Here is an 18976-nt window from a genome sequence, read left to right as displayed (position 1 = left end):
CTCACACGTGCTCGGCGAGCTCATTTCCGCATGAACGCGAATCCCTTTGTGCGCGACCAAGCAGCGACGCTGCCGTTTCGCCAAGGGATAATCCATGAAATTCGCATCGAAGCTGCTCCTTCCATTGATGGCCGGGGCGCTGGTCGTTTCATTCACCGACGACGCATCGGCAACAAAACCGTGGCCGCCGGGCGTCGGGACGCCGGTCCCGATTGCCGAAGAGGGACAAACCCCGCCCCCGCGCGCGCCCCGGCAGATCTTTCCGGAAAAGCGGGTCCAGCCGCTGACGCCCGAGATCGAAGCGTCGCTCGTTCCAAAGGATAGTTTCAAGGAATGCGATGTCTGCCCCGAGATGGTGGTGGTGCCGAAGGGCTCGTTCATGATGGGCACGCCCGCGGACGAGCCGGACCGCTTCAAGGGCGAAGACCCGGTTCATCGTGTCGGTTTTGCAAAACCGTTCGCGGTCGGCCGCTTCACCATTTCGTTCGACGAATAGAACGCCTGTCTCGCCGACGGCGGCTGCGGCCGCGACAAGGGCGACGACAAGGGTTTTGGCCGCGGCCGCATGCCGGCGCAGGGCATCAACTTCATCGCCGCGAAATCCTATCTGGCTTGGCTGTCGAAGAAAGTCGGCCGCACCTACCGGCTGCCGAGCGAATCCGAGCGCGAATATTTCACCCGCGCCGGCACCTCGACGCCGTTCTGGTTCGGCAGCACCATCACCGCACAGGACGCTAACTACAAGGCATCGATCCCCTATGGCGCCGGGCCGCGCGGAGCGGACAGCAAGGGGCCCGTGGTGGTGGATTCCTGTCCGCCCAACCCGTTCGGCCTGTATCAGGTGCACGGCAACGTGTTCGAATGGACCGAGGACTGCTTCAACAAGCGCTACAACGAAGACACCCCGGTCGACGGCTCACCCTGGCTCGAAGGCAATTGCGAGCGGCGCATGCTGCGCGGCGGCACCTGGGACTGGATGGCCAACATGGTTCGCGCGGGATACCGCGAAAACGGCATCGTGAACGGCGGCGGCTACAGCTTTCGCGTGGTGCGATCGCTGAACGTGCCGGTGCAGTAAGGCAAGGAGCGGCCATGAAATAACAGGCGACGCCGCTGAGTACGGCGCCGCCTGCGGGGCAACTCATTCATTGGAAGCAAGACCCCGGCTCGACCGCCACAGAAGGACCGGGACCTTCGCGTTCTATTCTGGAATGCTGCTGACAGACCTAATCAAAGTTCCTTAAGCCTTGGTGCACCGGGTTCCGTAGAAATACGATGACTCAGGCAGCCGATCTCATCTTGTCCCGGCTAACGAAAACAAGCCCAAACCATCGCGCAATTCATCGAAGGTGGATTGAGTTATCGCGCGCGCCCTAGACGTGCCGGAACGCAACACATCGAGCACGTAGCCGAGATCATTGGACACAGCCTGGCGACGTTCGCGGATCGGCTTCAGCAGCTCTTGCAACACGTCTTCAAGGCGGCGCTTGACCGTCACGTCGCCGAGCCCCCCGCGTCGATACCGCGCTTTCAGTTCATCAACGGAGGCGTGGTCGGTGTCGAACGCATCAAGGTATGCAAAGACAACATTGCCTTCAACGACCCCGGGATCGGATGCGCGCAAGTGATTCGGGTCCGTGTACATGCGATTTACAAAAGCCCTGATCTCGTTGGGCGAGGCTGAAAGCGAAATCGCATTCCCCTGGGATTTGCTCATTTTCGTTTTTCCATCGGCGCCGGGAAGTCGTCCCGTTGACGGAATGAGCGCCTTTGCCTCCACCAACAGCTCACGCCCGACCTGCCGGTTGATCCGGCGAACGATTTCATTCGTCTGTTCGATCATCGGAGCTTGATCCAACCCCACCGGCACGACCGTCGCCTTGAATGCCGTGATGTCTGCGGCCTGCGCCACCGGATAGCACAGGAAGCCCGCCGGAATGTCCCGCTCAAAGCCCCGCATCTGAATTTCATCCTTGATCGTCGGATTGCGCTCCAACCGGGCCACGGAAACAAAATTGAGATACAGCTGGGCAAGTTCGGCAAGCGCGGGCAATGCGGATTGCACGCAAATTGTCGTTTCGTCCGGATCGATGCCGACGGCAAGGTAATCGAGGGCCACCTCCAATACGTTGCTGCGCACTTTTTCGGGGTCGTCGATATTGTCCGTCAACGCTTGTGCATCGGCCAGCAAAACAAACTGCCGATGCGTGCGCTGAAGCGCAACCCGATTTCTCAGGGAGCCCGCATAGTGGCCAAGGTGAAGGGGACCGGTGGTGCGATCACCGGTGAGAATGATTGGTCGCACAGTCTCGACAAGCATATGGCTTCTCCTGAATGGAGCCGCCGCGATTGGAGACTTGCCGGAAGACGACCTTGGCTCACCCGATCACGGCGGCGAAGGTCGTTGAAAAAATAACGCCGTGCCGCTCCCTAGAAGGAGCGCCACCAAAGTGCCTTGAGCTGAATGCATTTGGGCGTCATATGCCTAGCATGCCATCGAAGGCTGCCCTCGGCAAGGCGATACTTGGCGACGCCTATCCCAAGATCTGCCGATGCGCACTTCGGATCATCGTCGCCAAAACCTATCCATGCACAGGCTCCAGCGACCCGGTAAGCGACGCGCGCTGCGACAGCTCGATCCAGTTGCCGTCGGGATCGCGGACCATCGATATCCGCGCCGTGGTCCCGAGCGTCACCGGCGCGCGGGCTTCGCGGCCGCCATGGGCCACCACATGGGCGTGCTCGCGATCGACCTCGAAGACCTGGAACGTAATGTAGCGCCAGCCCTTGCCTTCGAAGGCGGCATCGTGCGGCGCGTCGGCGGCGGGCTCGACGATCAGCACCGTATCGCCCGCCAGAAACGTCAGAACACCATCGGCGCCAGCAGGCTCGCCTGACGGCAGTCCCAACGCTTCGGTGTAGAAACGGCGATGCGCCTCAACGTCGCGCACGCCGAGGCGAATGCCGATGCGCTCGATGCCGTACATGCCGCGTGGCACCAGCACGACACGGTTGCCTTCGGGATCGGCCATCGGCTGCGGCGCGGTCAGGCCATCACGTGCGATCAGCAGCTCACGATAGCCCGACGGCGGATTGTCCGGCAGCGGTTCATAGACCTGATTGATCTTCAGGACCGAGCCGCAGAGATCGTGGCGATGCTGCTTGTAGCCGCGGCGGATCGGCTGCGTGTAATCGAACGGCAGCCCGATCTCGTTCTGCCAGAACGCGAGCGCTGATGGCGCGTGGTTGGTGGCAAAGCCGATGTCGATGTGGGGTTTCGCCAGATTCATTGGATGAGACCGCGATTCATGGTGATCCCTGCGCAAGCAGGAATCCTGATAATTCCGGCCGACGGTATGTCAGCCAAACTTGCGCGACAACCATGCGCCAGCGGCGGGCTTGGAGGATTGCCTTGCCCTGCCCCACCCCGTAGTTTGGAGCTGAGCAATTCCAAAGCACAATAAATCCGGAGAGAAAACCCCATGGCGCGCCTCAAATTCGGAGCCTTTCTCGCCCCGCATCATCCGATCGGCGAGAATCCGCTGCTGCAATTCCGCCGCGACCTGGACTTCGTCGAGCAGATCGACTCGCTCGGCTTCGACGAGTTCTGGTGCGGCGAGCACCATTCCTCGGGCTGGGAGATGATCGCCTCGCCGGAAATGTTCCTGGCCGCCGCCGGCGAGCGCACCAAGCGTATCAAGCTCGGCACCGGCGTGGTGTCGCTGCCCTATCACCATCCCTACAATGTCGCGCAGCGCATGGTGCAGCTCGACTGGATGACCGGCGGCCGTGCCATCTTCGGCTCCGGTCCGGGCGCGCTGGCCTCCGACGCGCATACGCTCGGCATCGATCCGATGACGCAGCGCGACCGCCAGGACGAAGCGATCGCGGTGATCCGCCGGCTGTTCAAAGGCGAGCGCGTCACCGCCAAGAGCGACTGGTTTCAGATGAACGACGCCGCGCTGCAATTGCTGCCGCTTCAGGAAGAGATGCCGTTCGTGGTGGCGTCGCAGATTTCGCCTTCGGGCATGACGCTGGCGGGCAAGTACGGCATCGGCATCATCTCGCTGGGTTCGATGTCGACGCAGGGCCTGATGGCGCTGCCGACGCAATGGGGCTTTGCCGAGGACGCCGCCAAGAAGGCCGGCACCACCGTAAGCCGCGCCGACTGGCGCGTACTCTTGAGCTGGCACATCGCCGAGACCCGCGAACAAGCCTATCGCGAGGCCGGCCAGGGGCTGATGAAGTGGCACAACGAATATAATGTCGGCACACTGCAGCGGCCGGGCCTCGAGCCGTTCAAGTCACCCGAGGACGCGCTTGAGAAAACCGCGGGCGGCGAAGCCGCCGCTTCCACCATCGGCACGCCTGACGATTTGATCAAGACCATCAAGAACCTGATGGCGGTTTCCGGCGGCGTCGGCACCATCGTCGGCTTCGTGCATGACTGGGCCAATCCGGAAAACACCCGACGCAGCTGGGACATGGTGGCGCGCTACGTGATCCCGGAGATCAACGGCTACGTTAAGGGACTGCGCGAGTCGCAGAAATTCCTGGTCGAGAACCGCGCGGTGTTCGAGCGCGCGGGGCAAGCCGTGATGGCCAAGATCATGGAAAACGACAAGGCCGCCGCGGCGCTTGCGGTCACCGGCCCCGGCCGGGTCGCGATCCCCACGATCAATGCGCCGGACCTGCAGAAGGAAGCCGCCAAGCGCAAGGCGTAATCTTCAGCGTTGTTCTCGCCGTCATTGAGCCAACGGGTCGCGCGAATGCGCGCCCCGATGACAGTCTCCGCGACGACCTGTCCGCCGTAGCTCAACGAGCGAAGGCGGAAGCAATCCATTCTTTCTCCGAGCCGAGAGATGGATCGCTTCGCTTCGCTCGCAATGACGAGGCCATCATCGATGTCCCCGTCGAAGAATGGCCTGCGGCTTTGTGGCGCGGGTTGGTGAGCCGGCACGCCGCCCGGAGCTACCGGCTTTGCATCGACACAACAAAGCGTTACTTTCCAGCCTTGGTTATGCCGATGATCCCACATAATGGGCCAGTGCCGAACCGGAGCAATTGCCATGTCGATGCAGCATGTGGCTTCCCCCGTGCTTCCCTTCACACCGCCGAAGCGTAATTCACTCAAGCACATACCTGGCGACGAGGGCTGGCCGGTGATCGGCAAGACGCTGGAGGTGCTCGCCGACCCCAAGGGACAGGTCGAGCGGATGCATGCCAAATATGGCCCGGTCTATCGCAGCCATGTGTTCGGCGAGACCAGCATCAACCTGCTCGGCCCCGAGGCCAACGAACTGTTGCTGTTCGACAAGGACAAGCAATTTTCCTCCACCCATGGCTGGGGTCCGATCCTGGGCCGGCTGTTTCCGCGCGGGCTGATGCTGCTGGACTTCGAGGAACATCGCTTGCACCGCCGTGCGCTGTCGGTTGCGTTCAAGTCGGGACCGATGAAATCCTACCTCACGGATCTCGACCGCGGCATTGCCGTGCGCGTCAAGCAGTGGAAGGCGCAACCCGGCGAGATGCTGGTGTATCCCGCGATGAAGCAGCTCACGCTCGATCTGGCGGCAACATCGTTTCTCGGCGCCGAGATCGGTCCCGAGGTGGACGAGATCACGCGCGCCTTCGTCGACATGGTGGCGGCGGCCGTGGCACCGATCCGGCGCCCGCTGCCGTTCACGCAGATGGGCCGCGGCGTCGCGGGGCGCAAGCGGATCGTGGCCTATTTCTCCGAGCAGATTCCGATCCGCCGCGCGCGGGGCGGCGGCGACGATCTGTTCTCGCAGCTTTGCCAGGCCACCCATGAGGACGGCGCGCTGCTGTCGACCCAGGACGTCATCGATCATATGAGTTTCCTGATGATGGCGGCGCATGACACGCTGACGTCGTCGTTGACCTCCTTCGTCGGCGAGCTTGCCGCGCATCCGGAATGGCAGGCGCGGCTGCGCGAGGAAGTCAAAGGGCTCGGCATCGAGGCCAACGACCCCTCCAGCATCGACAATCTCGAGAAAATGCCGCTGAGCGAGATGGCGTTCAAGGAGGCGTTGCGGAAGAAGCCGCCGGTGCCCTCGATGCCGCGCCGCGCGGTCCGCGATTTCACCTTCAAGGGCTATGCGATTCCGGCCGGCACCCTGGTCGGCGTCAATCCGCTGTTCACCCATCACATGGCGGATATCTGGCCCGATCCGGACAAATTCGATCCGATGCGTTTCACCGACGAAGCGCAGCGTGATCGCCATCGCTTCGCCTGGGTGCCGTTCGGCGGCGGCGCACATATGTGCCTCGGGCTGCATTTTGCCTATATGCAGGCGAAATGCTTTGCACGGCATTTCCTGCAAAATCTCAGCGTCTCGCTGGAGCCCGGCTACAAGCCGGACTGGCAGATGTGGCCGATTCCCAAACCGCGGGATGGATTGAAGGTCGTGCTGAAGGCGGTGTGAGGCTTCGCCTGCTGTCATTGCCGGGCTTGCGGCAATCCATCAATCTTGGGGTGATTCTTTTTAGATGGATGCGCGGGTCAAGCCCGCGCATGACAAGTCGATTTCTACTCCACAAACGTCGTGAGCTGCGCGCCTTCGTCGGCCACAAACACCGCGATCAATTCCGCCGGCTCGGTCATGCTGGCATTGGCCGAGACCAGGTGCACGGCACCGGGCGGCTCGAAGAACGACTGGCCCACCTTGAACGTCTCGACCACGCCGCCGGCGAGCTGCGAGCGGATTTCGCCCTTGGTGACATAGGCGGTGACGGAGCCCGCATGCCGGTGCGCGCGGGTGAACCCGCCGGGCCCGTAGAACACGCGCACGATCGTCACCCTCTTGCCCGGCACGTTCGGCAGCGCGTACGAGCCGATCGGCTCGACGGTATCGAGCGTTGAGCCCGAAGGCGCGCTGCTGGCACATAGCGGCTCGATGATCGCCGAGATCGCATCCATCGTGGATGGCAGCGTCTTTCCGATCACGAAGGCACAGGCGAGACCAGCGATCACGGCGAGATAAAACGGCCGCCCCTGCGGGCTGGCGGGTGACAAACCAAGTGTTGCAGACATTCATCTTCTCCTTCCACTATCTCGTCGTCATTGCGAGCGCAGCGAAGCAAGCCATTCTTTCCCATTGTGGCGCGATGGATTGCTTCGCTTCGCTCGCAATGACGGCAAAGTCCCCTATCCCTGATCGAATGCCTTGCGCAGCGCGACATAGCCCTGCTGCTGCTGGGTCCAGTTGCGGCCGCCGGTGATGGCGCCGTCGACGACGAGATCGTGGCCGTTGATGAAAGAGGATTCGTCGCTTGCGAGGAACACCGCGGCATGCGCGATATCCTCGGGCAATCCGGCGCGCGGGATCGGCTGCGCGGTCTTGTAGACCTCACGCATCACGCTCGGGGTCTTTTCGGCGGCTTCCACCGAAAGACCCAGCGCCTTGCCGAAGATCCCGGTCGCGATGGCACCCGGCGAGATCGAATTGACGCGGATGTTGGATTCGCCGAGCTCCATCGCCGTGCATTTGGTGAGATGGATGACGGCGGCCTTGGCCGCGCCGTAGACCATCGATGACGAGAAGCCGGCAAGTCTGCCTGCGATACTGCCATTGTTGATGATGCTGCCGGAGCCCTGCTGGCGCATCTGGGGTGCTGCGTGCTTCATGCCGAGCATCACGCTGCGCACCAACGTCGCCATCGCCGCATCGAAGCGATCGACCTCGAGGCCTTCGATGCCGCCGGTCTGGGCCGGGCCGCCGGCGTTGTTGAACAGGCAATCGATCCTGCCGAACTTTTCCACGCAAAGCGCGATCAGCGCCTTCATCTGCTCCTCGACCGTGACATCGGTCTGACGAAAGATGCAGGCAGCGCCGAGTTTTTTGGCCAGCGCCTCGCCCTCCGGCGCGCGGCGTCCGGCGATGACGATCTTCGCGCCTTCGGCGACGAAAATTTCCGCGGTATGCAGCCCGATGCCGCTGGTCGCGCCGGTGATCACCGCGACCTTGCCGTCCAGCCGTCCCATTTCACTTATCCCCTTTGCGAAACCTGAGAAATCCTAGTTGATGATCGCGGACTGGACCATGGTCCGGAACTGATTGCGCAGCATGATCCGCGCGCCGTCATCGACCTGCACCATGTAAATCGCGATCAACTGTTCCTTGGGATCGATCCAGAACAGCGTGCCGGCGTTGCCGGCCCAGCCATATTCCCCGAGCGAGCCCGGCAAGGCGGCGTCGCCTACGCTGGTGCGAACCTCGAAGCCAAGACCAAAACCCAGCCCCGGCGGCCGGCCCGGCCGCGCCAGGGTATGATCCGCCGTCATGAAATCGACGGTCTTGTTGCCGAGCAGGCGCTTGCCGGCGAATTCGCCGCTATCGGCGAGCATGATCGCAAAGCGCAGGTAGTCGTCCATCGTGCTGGTGAGGCCGGCGCCGCCGGACTCGAAACGGGGCTTTTGCGCCACGTCGAAGCGCGGCGTCATCGGCGGCGATTCGGGCATTTGCCAGGGCTGAGCGGCGCGATTGAGCTTGTCTGATGGCACAGAGAAGCCGGTGTCGGTCATGCCGAGCGGCGTCAGAATGCGCTCGTTCAGGAATTCGCCCAGTGTCTTTCCCGAGACGACTTCGACCACGCGCCCCAGCACGTCGGTCGACACCCCGTATTCCCAGCGCTCGCCGGGGGAGAACCGCAGCGGCAGCTTCGCTAGTTTCGCGACAAACTCTTCATTGCTGGCATCACGGCCGCCGATCCTGGCCTCGATATAGGCCGCGTTGATCAATGATTTGCCGCGCGCGCCGTAGATCAGCCCGGAGGTGTGCCGCAACAGGTCCTGCACCGTCATCTCGCGGGCGGGATCGGTCAATTGCAGCACCGCCTTGCCGTTCTCGGTGGTCTCATTGCCCACCTTCATGCGGCCGATTTCCGGAATGAATTTCGAGACGGGATCGCTGACCTGCATCTTTCCCTCCTCGACCAGCATCATGGCCGCGACCGAGACGATCGGCTTGGTCATGGAATAGATGCGGAAGATCGAGTCCGGCCGCATCGGGTCTTTCGCAGCGCGGTCGCGGAAACCCATGGTCTTGTGCCAGGCGATCTTGCCGCGCCGCGCCACCAGCATCACGGCGCCCGGCACCAGCCCGGTTTCGACGTGTTTCTGGGTCACCGCCTCGATGCGTGCCAGCTGGCTGGAGGACAAGCCGACGTCTTCGGGCGTCACGGCCATAGGGAGCACCGGGTCCGCCCAACCGTTCCCGCTAGCCGCAAGGACAAAGAGAGCCGATGCGCCGAACGCGCGAATGAGACGGTTCATCCATTCCTCCCGTTTTTGTTGATGCCAATATTCCCGCCCGCCGGGAACAACGCAAGCGAGCTTATCGCGCTGACATCGCCACGGCAGAAGCGCCTTATCGTTGCCGGCGGGCTCGAAATCCCCGGTTTCCGTCAGGGTCGGCCTTATTTTGGATTCGCTGATCACGTGAAGTGACAACACCGATGACGAAATTGATCGACGAGTTCAGGCACGGCTGGCAGGGAATTTCCCAGCCCTCACTGCTATTCAGCACCGGCTTTGCGGTCTGTTGCCTGGTTTTGGCGACCCTGGCGCGGTGGGGACTGGCCCAGATCCGTCCCGACGTATTCTTCACGCCGTATTTTCCGGCGGTGTTCTTTGCCACCGCCTTTGGCGGATTCCGGATCGGGATCGCAACGGCGCTCGCCGGCGGCGCGCTTGGCGTCGCCGTCAATTTCAGCGACGCCGTAACCGATTCCGCCCGCCTGGCGCTGCTGCTGATTTTCTGGGCGGTGTGCGGCATCACGATATGGGGTGTCGAGCACTACCGGACCATCGTCGCGCAACAGCGGCAGATCGCCAAGCGCCTGATCGAGGAAGAAGAATATCGCAAGCTGATCGTCGAAGAGCTGCAGCACCGGCTGAAGAACAAGACATCGACGATCCACGCCGTTCTGCACCAGGTCTTGCACGAAGAACCGCAGGCCTGGAGCAGCATCGATCACCGGATCCGCGCGCTGTCGGCAACCGACGATCTGATCGCACGGATCGATGGCAGCGGCTGTGATATCAAGGACTTGCTGCGCTCCGAACTCGGGCCTTACGGCCATGTCCGGTTCAACCTGAATGGCGATCCGCTATTCCTTCCGGCCAAGTTGGCGGTCAGCCTGGCGCTGATCTTCCACGAATTGGCCACCAATGCCGGGAAGTACGGCGCGTTTTCCGCTGCGAATGGCATGCTGCAGGTGTCGTGGACGGTGTCGGACGACAAACTCAATGTGGCATGGCTCAAGATCACCTGGGACGAAACCGAGGGGCCCGCGGTCGAAAAAATCGGAGCGCCGGGCTTCGGCACCAAGCTGTTGCAATCGGCACTGCGCTCGTTCGACGGCAAGACCGAAGTCAGTTTCCTGAAGACCGGCGTTCACTGCACGATGCAGTGTCGCATCCCCGCGAGCTGAACGCGGCTGCACAACCTAAAGGCACAATTCGCAATTACTGCAAGCAGCCGAAGCCCGAATTGAGATTCTGTTAATGACGATTGCGGCCGTAACGTCCGAAAGCGCCAACTTGTAGGAGTGTCGCGGTTTTTCACAGTTCCACTTAACCAAAATTAGAAGGGACTTTGCCAAGCTCCGCGGCATGCATAGTCCCTATAAACATGACCTTCAGGCGGCCGCGACCGAGGCCGGTAATGAAGGCGCTTTTGATACCGAATTGAGCATTCTGCGGGATATCCTCAGATTGCTTCCGACAGCCGTGACGGTTCAGGACGAGCAAGGCGAGTTCCTGCTGGTGAACGACGCCGCCGCGACGTTATTGCAGATGGCCGCGGCAGCGCCTGCGCCCTCGCAATTGAGCGATCGCCAGGAGACCTGCCTCGAGTTGCTCCGCAGCGGCCACGCGGCCACACTGGAAGAGGCCGTGACATCAGGTCCGGCCAAGCACGTATTTCTCACCTCACACCGGCCGATCCAGATCGCCGGACGTAATTTGCTTCTCTCGAATTCCGCCGATATCACCGATCAGAAGGCGTTCGAGGACGCGCTGTTCCGCTCGGCCTATTATGACGAACTAACGGGGTTGCCGACCCGGCGGGTGATCGAACACCGCGTCAACACGCTGCTCACGCGCGACAGCGCCCAAGGTCCCTTACAAGTTCATTTGCAACAAGGCCATTTTCAGCAAGATAATGTCCACGGCCACTTCGCGCTCGCGTTTCTCGACGTCGATAATTTCAAGCACATCAACGACTATTACGGTCACGCGATCGGCGACGCCTTGCTGGTCGAAATGGCCAAGCGGCTGGGCATGGATTTGCGCGAATCCGACATCCTGTCGCGGATCAGCGGCGACGAGTTCATGCTGCTGCTCAATCCGGTCCAGAGCGAGAGCGAAGTCGCTGAATACATCCATTTCATCCTGCAACGGCTGAAGGCGCCGTTCTTCATCGACGAATCGGAGATATTCGCCTCGACGTCGATCGGCGTCAGCCTTTATCCCGAGCACGGCAAGACCTACGACGCGCTGCGACAGAATGCCGATATCGCGATGTACCGCGTCAAGAACGGCAGCAAAGGCGGGGCAGCGTTCTTCGACTCCAGCATGGAGCGCGAGGCGCTGGCGCGGATGAAGGTCGAACAATCGCTGCGGCTGGCTATTCTGGAAAAGCGCTTTTGCTGCGCGTTCCAGACCAAGGTCGATATCCGCAGCAAGGCGGTCACGGGCATCGAGGCGCTGGTGCGGCTCAGGGACGATGAGGGCGTGATTCAGGCTCCCGGCACCTTCATCAACCTCGCCGTCGAACTGGGGTTGATCGACGAACTGACCCACCTGGTGCTGGCGGAGATCGTCAAGTCGATCGACCTGATCAACGAGACCTTCGGTCCCGATACCACGATCAGCATCAACGTCGCGGCCAAGCAGGCCGGCAATCCCGAATTCATGCGGCCGTTCGCGCAGGCGCTGGAGGCCACCGGATTTCCGAAGCGCTTCATGATCGAGGTGACCGAAGACGCTTTTGTCACCAAGACGCATTTCCAGGATGAAATCCTGCCGATCTTCCGCAAACTCGGCGTCGGCATCTCGATCGACGATTTCGGCATCGGCTATTCCTCGCTGTCGGCGCTGGCCGACATCACCGCCGACGAAATCAAGATCGATCGTTCCTTCATTACCGACATCCATCTGCGGCCGCGCAGCCAGGGCATTTTGCGGGCGATCGAATCGCTGAGCGAAGCGCTCGGCATGACCGTGATCGCCGAAGGCCTCGAAACCTTCGAAGAACTGGCCTATCTGCAGGCCGCGACCAAGATCCGCTATGCGCAGGGCTATTACTTCTCCAAGCCGATCTTCCTGGAAGACCTCAGGCCGGCGGCACCGCTCGCCAGCGAAACGCGCGCCAGCCTGTCGAGCCGCCCGGCTCAGGAAACCCGCCCGGCGTTTTCCCGCGCCAGCGGCTATCGCCGCTGAGCCAGCCTGCGCCAGTGTCCGCCCAACCCCGCTGGTTGCATCATAAGATAGACACCACCATGCGCTGCGTGCGGCCAGCCATGCGCGTAGCGCTGCCGTAAAACGGCATTCAGGGGCGCGATTAAACCTTAGGTAACCGGATTTCCTAACGGCTTATGACATGAGCGCATCGTATGAAGTTCCCCGGGGAGAAGGGGGAATGCGCGTTCTGTTTCGCGACCTGAATAGCATGGTGTCCCGAGCTGCGGCGGCCAGCCGGCGTCTCGGCACGACGATCCGTGGTCCGGTGCTGTGGCTGACCGTTTGCGGGGCGCTGCTGGTTACGGCGATTTTCGCCGGCACGATCATGATGGTCGCGGAATTTCGCGAGCGCGCGCTGGCCAACAGCGAACGCGAACTGCAAAACACCGTCCTGCTGCTCACCCGTCACTTCGACCAGCAATTCGAGGACTCCGACACCATCGCAGCCGACGTGATCGTCCGGCTGCGGATTCCCGGCATCGCTTCACCGCAGGCGTTCAGGGAATTGATTTCGAGTTCGGAATCCCACGAAATCCTCCGATCCAAAGCCGGTGTCCTGTCCTATCTTGGCGACATTTCGATCTATGACGCTGACGGCAACATCATCAATTGGTCGCGACCGTTACCGACGCCGGCCCTTAACATCTCCGAACGCGCCTACTTCCAGTCCTTTAAATTCAATCCGCAATCACCTTCGATCCAGACCGAGGGGCTTCGCAGCCTTATCAGCGGCAGTCTGAACACGGTCGTCGCCCATCGGCTGACCGGCGAAGATGGTGTCTTTCTCGGCGTGATGACGCGGCGCATCGATCCTTCCAACTACGTGAAGTTCTTTGCTTCCGTCGCGATCGGAGCGGACGCCGCCGTTTCGATGTTTCACACCGACGGCACCCTGCTGGCCCGACATCCGCGCGCCGAACACCTGGTCGGACAGAAATTCAGATCGGCGCCGCTGCTGCAGCGCGTCCTGACGCAGGGCGGTCAGCAGACGCTGCGCGTCAAAAGCCCGATCGACAACAGGGACCGGCTGGGGTCTGCGGCCCAGCTGAGCCGCTTCCCGATCATCGTCGTCGCAACCAATTCGATAACCGCCGCGCTTGCCGATTGGGAGGCCCAGACCAGGTTCCTGGTCAGCGCCGCCATACTGGCGGCATCGACGATCGCGTTGATCCTGTTCCTCATCATCCGGCAGATGACCCGGCAAAGCAGGGAGGCGCAGCAACGGCTGGAATCGGAACGGCACCGGCTCGACACAGCGCTCAACAACATGATCCAGGGCCTGGTGATGTACGACGCGTCCGCGCGCATCGTCACCGTCAACCAGCGCTACATCGACATGTTCAACGTGTCGCCGGACATCGTAAAGCCCGGCTGCCATTTCTCCGACCTGATCCAGCACCGCAAGGACAAGGAAGCGTTTAGCGGCGACGTCAAGGAATTCTGTTCCGGCGTTTTGCGCAATATTGCCCAGGGCCGGATCGATCAGAGCATGATGCTTTGCCCGGACGGGCGAAGCTTCCTGGCCGTCAGCCGGCCGCTGGCGCATGGCTGCTGGATCGCCACCATCGAAGACGTCACGGAGCGGCGCAAACTCGAGCAGGAACGCGACCGCAACCATGCTTTCCTGAGCCAGATCATCGATCACATCCCCTCGCAGATCACCGTGAAGGGCGCCAAGGATCGCCGCTACCTGCTGGCCAACCGCGTGGCCGAGACTCAATTCGGCATTTCCCGCGACAGCATCATCGGCAAAACCGCCTTCGACGTATTTCCGCAAGCGTCCGCCGAGATCGTCACGGCCGACGACGACAAGGCGCTGCGATCCGCCGACGGCCTGTTCAAGGACGAGCATCTCTGGGAAACCCAGGCGATGGGCCGTCGCTACATTACCTCCAGACGGCTCGGCATTCGCAATCAGGCCGGCGAGCCCAGCTACATCGTCCATGTCGTCGAGGATGTTACCGAGCGGCGTCGCGCCGATGAAAAGATCGCCCATCTTGCGCATTACGACGCGCTGACCGACCTGCCGAACCGGGTACTGTTCCGCGAACAGATCGAGCGCGAGTTGCAGAAGGCCGTCGGCGGCGAACAATTCGCACTGCTCTATATCGATATCGACGAATTCAAGGGCATCAACGACTCGCTTGGGCATCATGTCGGCGACGAACTGTTGAAGGCCGTCGCGTCCCGTATCAAGGAGTGCCTCAAGCCGACCGATCTGATTGCGCGGCTCGGCGGCGACGAATTCGCCGTGATCCAGACCGCGGTCGGCGACCGCGACGACGTCATCGAATTCGTGACGCGGATCCAGGAGGCGATCCGGCAGCCGCATCACTGCCTCGGCCATTACCTCTCGACCGACGCCAGCATCGGCATCGCGCGGGCGCCGCAGGACGGCACCGATCTCGACCAGCTGATCAAGAACGCCGATCTGGCGATGTACGGCGCCAAGGCCGGAGGCCGCCGCACCCATCGTTTCTTCGAACCGGTCATGGATGCCCGCGCCAAGGCGCGGCTGACCATGGAGCAGGACCTGCGGCAGGCAATGGTCGATGGCGGTTTCGAAATTCACTATCAGCCGCTGCTCGACCTCGGCAGCAACGACGTGGCGGGCTGCGAGGCGCTGCTGCGCTGGCGCCACCCCGAGCGCGGCATGGTTTCGCCGGCGGAATTCATCCCGCTGGCGGAAGATATCGGCCTGATCAACGAGCTCGGCGATTGGGTGCTGCAGACGGCGTGCATGGAGGCCGCAGGCTGGCCATCTCATGTGCGGCTGGCCGTCAACGTTTCGCCGGTCCAGTTGAGATCCCAGACGCTGGCGCTGCGGATCATGGGGGCGCTTGCTTCCTCCCGCCTGCCGCCGGACCGGCTGGAGATCGAAATCACCGAAGCCGTGTTGATCCATGACGATGAGGCCGCGCTGGCGATCCTGCATCAGCTCCGCGCCATCGGCGTGCGCATCGCGCTCGACGATTTCGGCACCGGCTTCTCCTCGCTGAGCTATCTGAAGCGCTTCCCGTTCGACAAGATCAAGATCGACCGCTGCTTCGTCAGCGACATCGAGGTCGACGGCTCGGAGACGATCGTGCAGGCGGTAGTGAACATTGCGACTTCGCGCAACATGATCACGACCGCCGAGGGCGTCGAAACCGAGCAGCAGAAGGCCTTGCTGAAACGGCTCGGCTGCACCCAGATGCAGGGCTATCTGTTCAGTGCCCCCAAGCCGGCTGCCGAGGTGCGGCGGTTGATTGGCGTTGGCAGCGAAGCCGCGCTCGCGTCGGCCTGACCCGATGTCTACCGGCGCGACCCTACGCGGCCAGGCAGCCCCGATTGTTCTCGGCGAGGATGGGGCGGATCATCCGGCCGAAACGCTCGGCCTCCTCGTCGTACAACTAGCCGGACAGGCAGAACGAATGGCAGCCAGCATCGATGAATTGCTGCAGCGTATCCGCGCATTGCGCGGGATTGCCGACGACGGCGATGCCGGGGGTATCGACAACAAGGCGTAGAGGGGCGCCGCCTACCTGCGATGTCACGATCGTTCCCTCATCGGATCGGTTTCGTAAACGGATTCATGCAATGCAAAAAATGCGCGGGCCGATCGGATCGCCATCCTTGTCGACCTCAAACAACCCCCATGAGAAATTCTGCAGCTCCTCCTCAGTAAACATCGGATCTTCCAACAGGTAACAAAGCTGGAATAGAAACTCCGATTGCACACCACGCACTATGTTGACGAGTTCTTTTGCCGAGACTCCTTTCTCAAGGCACGTCTTTAATGCGTGGGCGACAGGGGCATAAGACCCATCATGATCTCGCTCCGCGGCCTGTCTCCAGCGCTGTATCCACTCCTCATCGCCAGTGCGAACGACCTGGCTCCAGGCCTGTCTCAGAAACAGGAACCGTTGAAGCTGGGGAATTCCCTCATCAAGCTGGGACCTCGCCCAGGACTCTGGCGCCTTGGCGCCATATTTCGCAAATAGCGCTGTCAATTCTTTCAGATTGTCCGGGGTGTACATTTGTTTGCCTCGTTGGGCGCAAGTAGGGCTTGAGCTTCATCACGAGCCAAAATGCGTCTGACGCGCGATGATCTATTGGAAGAACCGCAGAACCTCACTATCACGCAGCCAGGCGGCCCCGATTGCTCTCGGCGAGGATGGGGCGGATCATCCGGCCGAAACGCTCGGCCTCCTCGTCGTGCAAATAGCCGGACAGGCAGAACGAATGGCAGCCAGCATCGATGAATTGCTGCAGCGTATCCGCGCATTGCGCGGGATTGCCGACGACGGCGATGCCGGCACCCGGGCGAACCTTGGTGATGCCGGTCCATAGATGCGGCAGCAACAGGTCGCCATGTTCGCGGGCAAGCTGCTGCACGCGCAGGTTCGCCTCTGACTTATTGTAGAGCGTCTTCATCTCCTGCTTCTGCCGTTCGGTGGCATGACGCACCAGTTGATCCGCGGCCTCCCAGGCGTCCGCTTCGTTTTCACGGCAGATCACCTGCAGCCGCATGCCGAAGCCGATGTCGTTCTCGCGGTCATGGGCGCGGGCCATCTGCCTGATCTCGGCGATATTGCCGGCGATCCGCTCCGGCAGATCGCCCCAGAACAGATGCACATCGGAATGTTTCGCCGACAATTCCCAGGCCTGGCGCGAGCCGCCGCCGAGATAGAATTTTGGAAATGGCTGCTGCAGCGGACGCGGCCTGATATGCGCGCCCGACAGTTTGTGGAACTTGCCTTCGAACGTCACCGGGCCGCGCGTGGTCCATAGCGCCTTGAGGATCGAGACCTCTTCCTCCATCAGCGCGTAGCGCTCCTCCTTGGCGTAACGCACGCCCTCGCCTTCGACCTCGCTCTCGTTCTGGCCCGCAATCAAATTGATGCAGATGCGCCCGCCCGACATCTGGTCGAAGGTCGAGATCATCTTGGCCAGCAGCACCGGATTGATGTAGCCGGGCCTTGCTGCAATCAGCGGCTTGATCGTCGATGAGCGCGCCGCCATGAACGCGCCCGTGATCCACGCCTCCCAGCACACCGAGCCCACCGGGATCAGCAGATACTCGAACCCGGCCGCTTCCGCCGCCTGCACCACGCGATCACAGAGTTCGGGGGAACCTGTGACCTGCGCCTCCATCAGCCCATAGGCCGTGGTGTCGCCATGCGTGGGCAGATACCAGCCGAATTCGAGCGGACGCATCGACGCTTCTCCCTGCAAACGCCGGTCTATCCGGCTCGTGTTGCGCAACAGTCTAGAGCATGATCCGGAAAAGTGGGCACCGGTTTTTCCGAAAAGATCATGCTCAAACAAAAAGATAGCTCCCAAGCGCATGCCGCAATCGGGTTCCGGACGACGTATCGTGACTTGAATCAATTCAGCTGATGGCTTTTTTGATACCCATGACATCAACGGCACGCTAAAGATGGCACCCATGTCACCGGTCTCACTCCTTCTGAATATTGTCTGGATCGTGCTTGGCGGCGCGTGGATGGCATTCGGCTGGCTGGTGGCCGCCGTGATCATGGCCATCACCATCATCGGCCTGCCCTGGGCACGGGCGGCGTTCAATATCGCGGCCTACACGCTGTTTCCGTTCGGGTTCAGGGCGGTGTCGCGCGACCTCTATACCGGGGAGGAGGATATCGGCACCGGACCGCTCGGCGTCGTCGGCAACATCATCTGGCTGGTGCTGGCGGGATGGTGGCTGGCGCTCGGGCATGTCATCACGGCGGTCGTGCTGGCCGTGACCATCATCGGCATTCCCTTCGCCTGGGCACACCTCAAACTGGCCGGCATCGCCCTATGGCCGATCGGCAAGATCATCGTTCCGGCGTAACGATCTCTCCGATCGATCCGGCGCGGTGCAAGCCTAATCCTAAGCCGCGGTCTCGGCCGGCGGCTTCAGCCGCTCGAATTCGTCGTCGCTGATCTCGGTCTGGGCGACCAGCACGCTGCAGCGCAGCCGCTTGACCAGATAGCTGCCGACGGAACCGAACCAGCGCGCCAGCGGCCCTTGCGGACGATGCCCGACGACCACGAGATGCGCGCCGATTTCCTCGGCTACTTCCGCGATCTTTTGCCCGGCATCTCCCACCTCCAGCCGCGAGGTCGGCGTAAAGCCCACCGCCTTCAGCCGCTCCGTGCCTTCGGCCAGGATCGCCTTGTAGTCTTCGGTTTGCAGCTCGATCGGAATGGTAAGCCCGGCCTCCGGCGTCATGATCGAGGAAACCTCGACAACCGCCAGCAGGAAGACCTCGGCACGGCACATTTGCGCGAGCTTGGCGCCCTCCCGCAGGGCGCGCCGGCCCTCAACGGACCCGTCATAGGCCAGCAGAACCTTCTTATACATCGGACGTCCCCATCGATGGTCGAGAAGATCAACAGGCCAAGACTAGCACCAATCCGGCGGAACGGATCAGGATTTTTGACGGGCGATGAGGCTCCGCCCCCTGCCACCTTAGTCTCAGCCGGTCTCCGCAAGGCGCCGAC

Annotated in this window: 15 protein-coding genes and 1 pseudogene; 8 read left to right on the top strand and 8 right to left on the bottom strand. The window is 61.9% G+C overall.

Annotated features, from left to right (window positions below; translation table 11 throughout):
* Positions 1-94: 94 nt before the first annotated feature.
* Positions 95-1078 (top strand): annotated as a pseudogene (locus JQ558_RS11315) (formylglycine-generating enzyme family protein).
* Between the two features lie 216 nt (positions 1079-1294).
* Here the strand turns inward: JQ558_RS11315 and trpS are convergent.
* Together trpS and JQ558_RS11305 are read right to left on the bottom strand one after the other, a co-directional pair.
* Positions 1295-2320, bottom strand: coding sequence for a tryptophan--tRNA ligase (gene trpS / locus JQ558_RS11310; RefSeq protein ID WP_212293675.1), 1026 nt, complete (start codon positions 2318-2320; stop codon positions 1295-1297).
* Between the two features lie 262 nt (positions 2321-2582).
* Positions 2583-3290, bottom strand: a complete 708-nt coding sequence (locus JQ558_RS11305) for a VOC family protein (protein WP_212293674.1) — start codon at positions 3288-3290, stop codon at positions 2583-2585.
* 192 nt (positions 3291-3482) lie between these two features.
* Here JQ558_RS11305 and JQ558_RS11300 point away from each other — a divergent pair, with 192 nt between their 5' ends.
* Entirely contained in the window at positions 3483-4724 is a 1242-nt protein-coding gene (locus JQ558_RS11300) for an LLM class flavin-dependent oxidoreductase (protein WP_212293673.1), read from the top strand.
* Between the two features lie 345 nt (positions 4725-5069).
* The gene (locus JQ558_RS11295) at positions 5070-6446 is read left to right on the top strand and encodes a cytochrome P450 (RefSeq protein ID WP_212293672.1); all 1377 of its coding nucleotides are present in this window, start codon (positions 5070-5072) and stop codon (positions 6444-6446) included.
* Between the two features lie 104 nt (positions 6447-6550).
* Here JQ558_RS11295 and JQ558_RS11290 read toward each other — a convergent pair whose 3' ends face one another.
* From JQ558_RS11290 to JQ558_RS11280, 3 genes are all read right to left on the bottom strand, one after another.
* Positions 6551-7054, bottom strand: a complete 504-nt coding sequence (locus JQ558_RS11290; RefSeq protein ID WP_212207087.1) for a cupin domain-containing protein — start codon at positions 7052-7054, stop codon at positions 6551-6553.
* 114 nt (positions 7055-7168) lie between these two features.
* On the bottom strand, positions 7169-8005 hold the full coding sequence (locus JQ558_RS11285) for an SDR family NAD(P)-dependent oxidoreductase (protein ID WP_212293671.1): 837 nt from the start codon (positions 8003-8005) through the stop codon (positions 7169-7171).
* 33 nt (positions 8006-8038) lie between these two features.
* Positions 8039-9295: a serine hydrolase gene (locus JQ558_RS11280; protein WP_212293670.1), complete on the bottom strand. Its 1257-nt coding sequence runs from the start codon at positions 9293-9295 to the stop codon at positions 8039-8041.
* Positions 9296-9477: 182 nt separating this feature from the next.
* Here JQ558_RS11280 and JQ558_RS11275 point away from each other — a divergent pair, with 182 nt between their 5' ends.
* The 4 genes from JQ558_RS11275 to JQ558_RS11260 all read left to right on the top strand — a co-directional run bounded on the left by JQ558_RS11275 (position 9478) and on the right by JQ558_RS11260 (position 15996).
* Positions 9478-10455, top strand: coding sequence for a sensor histidine kinase (locus JQ558_RS11275; protein WP_212207084.1), 978 nt, complete (start codon positions 9478-9480; stop codon positions 10453-10455).
* A 181-nt stretch (positions 10456-10636) separates the two neighbouring features.
* Positions 10637-12466 carry a bifunctional diguanylate cyclase/phosphodiesterase gene (locus JQ558_RS11270; protein ID WP_212293669.1) on the top strand — a complete coding sequence of 610 codons (1830 nt, stop codon included), beginning with the start codon at positions 10637-10639 and terminating at the stop codon, positions 12464-12466.
* A gap of 199 nt (positions 12467-12665) precedes the next feature.
* Positions 12666-15773 carry an EAL domain-containing protein gene (locus JQ558_RS11265; RefSeq protein WP_212293668.1) on the top strand — a complete coding sequence of 1036 codons (3108 nt, stop codon included), beginning with the start codon at positions 12666-12668 and terminating at the stop codon, positions 15771-15773.
* Positions 15774-15777: 4 nt separating this feature from the next.
* Positions 15778-15996 carry a hypothetical protein gene (locus tag JQ558_RS11260; RefSeq protein WP_212293667.1) on the top strand — a complete coding sequence of 73 codons (219 nt, stop codon included), beginning with the start codon at positions 15778-15780 and terminating at the stop codon, positions 15994-15996.
* Between the two features lie 63 nt (positions 15997-16059).
* Here the strand turns inward: JQ558_RS11260 and JQ558_RS11255 are convergent, their stop codons facing one another.
* Positions 16060-16506 (bottom strand): hypothetical protein, encoded by a 447-nt coding sequence (locus JQ558_RS11255; protein WP_212293666.1) that lies wholly within the window; start codon positions 16504-16506, stop codon positions 16060-16062.
* Between the two features lie 100 nt (positions 16507-16606).
* Entirely contained in the window at positions 16607-17686 is a 1080-nt protein-coding gene (locus JQ558_RS11250; RefSeq protein WP_212293665.1) for an LLM class flavin-dependent oxidoreductase, read from the bottom strand.
* 232 nt (positions 17687-17918) lie between these two features.
* On the opposite strand from JQ558_RS11250, the gene JQ558_RS11245 reads away from it, so the two are divergent.
* A complete protein-coding gene (locus JQ558_RS11245) occupies positions 17919-18323 on the top strand; it encodes a YccF domain-containing protein (RefSeq protein ID WP_212293664.1) in 405 nt (134 codons plus the stop codon).
* A 39-nt stretch (positions 18324-18362) separates the two neighbouring features.
* Here the strand turns inward: JQ558_RS11245 and JQ558_RS11240 are convergent, their stop codons facing one another.
* The gene (locus JQ558_RS11240) at positions 18363-18836 is read right to left on the bottom strand and encodes a universal stress protein (protein ID WP_192736345.1); all 474 of its coding nucleotides are present in this window, start codon (positions 18834-18836) and stop codon (positions 18363-18365) included.
* Positions 18837-18976 lie beyond the last annotated feature (140 nt).

Origin of the sequence: Bradyrhizobium sp. AUGA SZCCT0160 (assembly GCF_018130105.1) — a bacterium.
Lineage (GTDB): Bacteria > Pseudomonadota > Alphaproteobacteria > Rhizobiales > Xanthobacteraceae > Bradyrhizobium.
This window is presented reverse-complemented; position numbering and strand designations above follow the sequence as displayed.

Bases quoted from the DNA above. Each gene is read 5' to 3' on its own strand.
- trpS (WP_212293675.1), bottom strand. From the start codon at position 2,320: ATGCTTGTCGAGACTGTGCGACCAATCATTCTCACCGGTGATCGCACC.
- JQ558_RS11305 (WP_212293674.1), bottom strand. From the start codon at position 3,290: ATGAATCTGGCGAAACCCCACATCGACATCGGCTTTGCCACCAACCAC.
- JQ558_RS11300 (WP_212293673.1), top strand. From the start codon at position 3,483: ATGGCGCGCCTCAAATTCGGAGCCTTTCTCGCCCCGCATCATCCGATC.
- JQ558_RS11295 (WP_212293672.1), top strand. From the start codon at position 5,070: ATGTCGATGCAGCATGTGGCTTCCCCCGTGCTTCCCTTCACACCGCCG.
- JQ558_RS11290 (WP_212207087.1), bottom strand. From the start codon at position 7,054: ATGTCTGCAACACTTGGTTTGTCACCCGCCAGCCCGCAGGGGCGGCCG.
- JQ558_RS11285 (WP_212293671.1), bottom strand. From the start codon at position 8,005: ATGGGACGGCTGGACGGCAAGGTCGCGGTGATCACCGGCGCGACCAGC.
- JQ558_RS11280 (WP_212293670.1), bottom strand. From the start codon at position 9,295: ATGAACCGTCTCATTCGCGCGTTCGGCGCATCGGCTCTCTTTGTCCTT.
- JQ558_RS11275 (WP_212207084.1), top strand. From the start codon at position 9,478: ATGACGAAATTGATCGACGAGTTCAGGCACGGCTGGCAGGGAATTTCC.
- JQ558_RS11270 (WP_212293669.1), top strand. From the start codon at position 10,637: ATGCATAGTCCCTATAAACATGACCTTCAGGCGGCCGCGACCGAGGCC.
- JQ558_RS11265 (WP_212293668.1), top strand. From the start codon at position 12,666: ATGCGCGTTCTGTTTCGCGACCTGAATAGCATGGTGTCCCGAGCTGCG.
- JQ558_RS11260 (WP_212293667.1), top strand. From the start codon at position 15,778: ATGTCTACCGGCGCGACCCTACGCGGCCAGGCAGCCCCGATTGTTCTC.
- JQ558_RS11255 (WP_212293666.1), bottom strand. From the start codon at position 16,506: ATGTACACCCCGGACAATCTGAAAGAATTGACAGCGCTATTTGCGAAA.
- JQ558_RS11250 (WP_212293665.1), bottom strand. From the start codon at position 17,686: ATGCGTCCGCTCGAATTCGGCTGGTATCTGCCCACGCATGGCGACACC.
- JQ558_RS11245 (WP_212293664.1), top strand. From the start codon at position 17,919: ATGTCACCGGTCTCACTCCTTCTGAATATTGTCTGGATCGTGCTTGGC.
- JQ558_RS11240 (WP_192736345.1), bottom strand. From the start codon at position 18,836: ATGTATAAGAAGGTTCTGCTGGCCTATGACGGGTCCGTTGAGGGCCGG.